The organism is Streptomyces phyllanthi (assembly GCF_009377205.1).
GTDB classification, from domain to species: Bacteria; Actinomycetota; Actinomycetes; order Streptomycetales; family Streptomycetaceae; genus Streptomyces; species Streptomyces phyllanthi.
The window spans coordinates 1-1,622 of record NZ_VJZE01000873.1 but is presented as its reverse complement, the minus strand read 5'-3'; the positions used below and the strand labels follow the sequence as shown (position 1 = coordinate 1,622).

At 72.7% G+C, this 1,622-nt stretch carries 2 protein-coding genes; one reads left to right on the top strand and one right to left on the bottom strand.

The genetic code is table 11. The features are described 5' to 3' along the window. Positions 1–128: 128 nt before the first annotated feature. The gene (npdG, locus tag FNH04_RS45765) at positions 129–857 is read right to left on the bottom strand and encodes an NADPH-dependent F420 reductase (RefSeq protein ID WP_152792116.1); all 729 of its coding nucleotides are present in this window, start codon (positions 855–857) and stop codon (positions 129–131) included. 187 nt (positions 858–1,044) lie between these two features. Here npdG and FNH04_RS45760 point away from each other — a divergent pair. Then, positions 1,045–1,622, top strand: a 578-nt coding sequence (locus tag FNH04_RS45760) for a hypothetical protein (RefSeq protein ID WP_152792115.1), incomplete at its 3' end; no start/stop codon positions are given.

Here is a 1,622-nt window from a genome sequence, read left to right as displayed (position 1 = left end):
GCTCCTGACAGGGCGGTCGGACGGGGTCGTACGGCGAGCTCGTGTCACACGGCTCTCCCGTGAACACGGCTCCACGGCTCCACGGCGAGTGCGTACGGCGTCCAGTGTCCCCCATGCCCGCGCGCGCCCTACACGTCGGTCAGCCGGAGCCCCGCGTGGGCCTTGTACCGCCGGTTCACCGAGATCAGGTTGGCGACGAGGGCCTCGACCTGGTGGGCGTTGCGCAGCCGCCCGGCGAAGATCCCGCGCATACCGGGGATCCGGTTGGCCAGCGCCTGCACGATCTCGACATCGGCCCGCACCTCACCGAGGACCATGACGTCCGTGTCGATCTCCTCGATCTCAGGATCCTCGAGGAGGACTGCGGAGAGGTGGTGGAAGGCGGCGGTGACCCGGGAGTCCGGCAGCAGCGCGGCGGCCTGTTCGGCGGCGCTGCCCTCCTCCGGCTTGAGCGCGTACGCGCCCTTCTTGTCGAAGCCGAGCGGGTTGACGCAGTCGACGACGAGCTTGCCCGCGAGTTCCTCGCGCAGCGATTCCAGCGTCTTGCCGTGGCCGTCCCACGGCACCGCGACGATCACGATGTCACTGCGGCGCGCGGTCTCGGCGTTGTCGGCGCCCTCGACTCCGTACCCGAGTTCCCCGGCGGCGGCCTGCGCGCGATCGGCGGCCCGCGAGCCGATGATCACCTTCTGCCCGGCCCTGGCGAGCCGGTACGCGAGGCCCTTGCCCTGCGGACCGGTGCCGCCGAGCACGCCGACGACGAGCCCGGACACGTCGGGGAGGTCCCAGGGGTCCTTGGCCGGGGCCTTGGCGGGGGCCGCCTCGGAGGCTGTTTGTGCACTGTCGGTAGAGGTCATGGGCCGACTGTACGTCCGGGAGGAATCCCTCGGCCGATGGGGTGAGCGCCGTCACGGAGACAGGGGACATGGGGACATAGGGACATGGGGTCACGGGTCACGGGTCACGGGGTCACGGCGCCACGATCGGGCGAATCCGTGGTGAACCGCGCGTCACGAGTGACCGACCGCACCAGGATGCGTGCGCATGGATGCCGTACGGGTCGCGTTGCTGCGGGAAGTGCTCGCCGGGACCGAGTGGCCGGGCGCCACACGCCGGTTCGCGGGGGCGCTCAGGGGGTCCGTCGTGTCGTACGGCGGCGGGCTTCTGCTGGTGGGCACGGCGGAGTACGAACCGTGGCATCTGGCCGCGCACCTCGTGGACGAGGCGGCGTGGTCGGGCACGCCGGAACTGTCCCCCACGCTCGTACGGCACGGCGCACCCCCGTCCGCTCCGGCGCACCTGGCGGTGGGGCTGGGCCGCGTGTCGGCGGCGCGGCGGGGCGAGACGGTGCTCGTGGTGTCCCCGTCCGCTCCGGGTGACGCGCTGCTGGAGCGGGTCCACGACGCGCGGCGGGCCGGGGCACGGGTGCTGGCCCTCGATGCCGGGGACCGCGAACTGGGGGCGATGGCGCACGAGTCGCTGGTCGTGCCGCAGGACACCGACCTGGACCTGGACACGGTGCAGCACCTGGTGAGCGCGGCGGCGGGCGAGAACGCGCTGCCGGAACCGAGGGGGCGCCGACGCCTGCGGGACCGTCTGGCACGACTGGCGGACCATCTGAC

Coding starts and splice junctions, on each gene's coding strand:
- npdG (WP_152792116.1), bottom strand. CDS start 857: ATGACCTCTACCGACAGTGCACAAACAGCCTCCGAGGCGGCCCCCGCC.